The following is a 1,402-nucleotide window of genomic DNA, read 5'->3' on the forward strand; positions in this document are numbered from 1 at the left end:
ACAATTCACCATCAAACTGAGCCGACATCAAGTCCGATGAAAAATCGAGGTTAGACAGCGCCGGGCAGCGCGGAAATCGTTTGATTCGCCAAGAACCGAACCACCCGCCCGGGTCGCGCGTTCGGCTCCCGTGCGCGAGAATGATGCCCCGCGGTCGAGTGTCGGGTTGTCTCACGCCGAATTCGGAAAGGCGCGCGTCGACCCGTCACTCGACGCGAAGGGGCTTACCTGCTGAACGCAAAATCGCCCAATTTCCTGCGAAATTGGGCGATTCTACGTCTGCCGGCGCTGGAGGCTACTTGGCCTTCTCGAGGACCTCGACCAGCCGCCAGCGCTTGGTGGCCGACAGCGGTCGGGTCTCCATCAGCGAGACCCGGTCGCCGACGCCGGCGTCGCCGTTCTCGTCGTGCGCCTTGACCTTCTTGGTGGTGCGGATGATCTTGCCGTAGAGCGGGTGGCTCTTACGGTCCTCCAGCTCGACCACGATGGTCTTCTGCATCTTGTCGCTGACCACGTAGCCGATCGCGGTCTTGCGGCGGCCGCGCGGCTTCTCGGCCCGCGGAGTGTACTTGGGCCCCTCGGCCTTTGCCTGCTCTTGTTTGGAAGCCATCACGAATCCTCACTTACGGGCCCGGACGCCAGGCCCAACTCACGTTCGCGTAGCACGGTGTAGACCCGCGCGATCTCCTGACGCACCGTGCGAAGCCGGCGGTTGTTGCTCAGCTGCCCGGTGGCCATCTGGAAGCGCAGGTTGAACAGCTCTTCCTTGGACTCGCGCAGCCGGTCCTTGAGTTCGTCGTCGGTCAGCTCGCGCAGTTCGCCCGGCGTCACTCCCACTGCCATCAGAAGTGCTCCTCTCGGGTAACGATGCGTGCCTTGATCGGCAACTTGTGGATCGCGCGGGTGAGTGCGGCTCGCGCGGTTTCTTCGTCGGGGTAGCTCAGCTCGAACAGCACCCGGCCCGGCTTGACGTTGGCCACCCACCACTCCGGTGAGCCCTTACCCGAACCCATGCGGGTTTCGGCGGGCTTCTTGGTCAGCGGGCGGTCCGGGAAGATGTTGATCCACACCTTGCCGCCACGCTTGATGTGCCGGTTGATGGCGATACGAGCGGACTCGATCTGCCGGTTGGTGATGTAGGCGTGCTCAAGCGCCTGGATGCCGTAGTCACCGAAGCTCACCGTGGTGCCACCGCTGGCGACGCCGCGTTGCCGTGGGTGATGTTGCTTGCGGTGCTTGACCTTACGGGGGATCAGCATTGTCAGCTCTCCGTGTTCTCAGTCGTCGTCTCCGCGGCGGCACCGGCAGCGGCCTCGGTGCCTGCTGCGGCTTCGGCCACGGCGGGCGCGGCTTCGGCGCCTGCGGCGGCACGGCCGGTGTCGGCGCCGCTGGCCGCGCGGCC

Annotated in this window: 3 protein-coding genes; all 3 read right to left on the minus strand. The window is 65.2% G+C overall.

The features are described 5' to 3' along the window. Positions 1-295: 295 nt before the first annotated feature. Genes rpsQ through rplP form a run of 3 tightly spaced genes read right to left on the minus strand, consistent with a single transcriptional unit; the run spans position 296 to position 1,259 of the window. Positions 296-610, minus strand: coding sequence for a 30S ribosomal protein S17 (gene rpsQ, locus MELE44368_RS23790; protein ID WP_128110749.1), 315 nt, complete (start codon positions 608-610; stop codon positions 296-298). Next, positions 610-843, minus strand: coding sequence for a 50S ribosomal protein L29 (gene rpmC, locus MELE44368_RS23795; protein ID WP_046753690.1), 234 nt, complete (start codon positions 841-843; stop codon positions 610-612). Before rpmC ends, rpsQ begins: the two co-directional genes overlap by 1 nt. Continuing rightward, positions 843-1,259 carry a 50S ribosomal protein L16 gene (gene rplP / locus MELE44368_RS23800; protein WP_128110750.1) on the minus strand — a complete coding sequence of 139 codons (417 nt, stop codon included), beginning with the start codon at positions 1,257-1,259 and terminating at the stop codon, positions 843-845. Before rplP ends, rpmC begins: the two co-directional genes overlap by 1 nt. Between the last annotated feature and the right edge of the window lie 143 nt (positions 1,260-1,402).

This window comes from Mycolicibacterium elephantis DSM 44368 (assembly GCF_004014805.1).
GTDB lineage: Bacteria > Actinomycetota > Actinomycetes > Mycobacteriales > Mycobacteriaceae > Mycobacterium > Mycobacterium elephantis.

Coding starts and splice junctions, on each gene's coding strand:
- rpsQ (WP_128110749.1), bottom strand. CDS start 610: ATGGCTTCCAAACAAGAGCAGGCAAAGGCCGAGGGGCCCAAGTACACT.
- rpmC (WP_046753690.1), bottom strand. CDS start 843: ATGGCAGTGGGAGTGACGCCGGGCGAACTGCGCGAGCTGACCGACGAC.
- rplP (WP_128110750.1), bottom strand. CDS start 1,259: ATGCTGATCCCCCGTAAGGTCAAGCACCGCAAGCAACATCACCCACGG.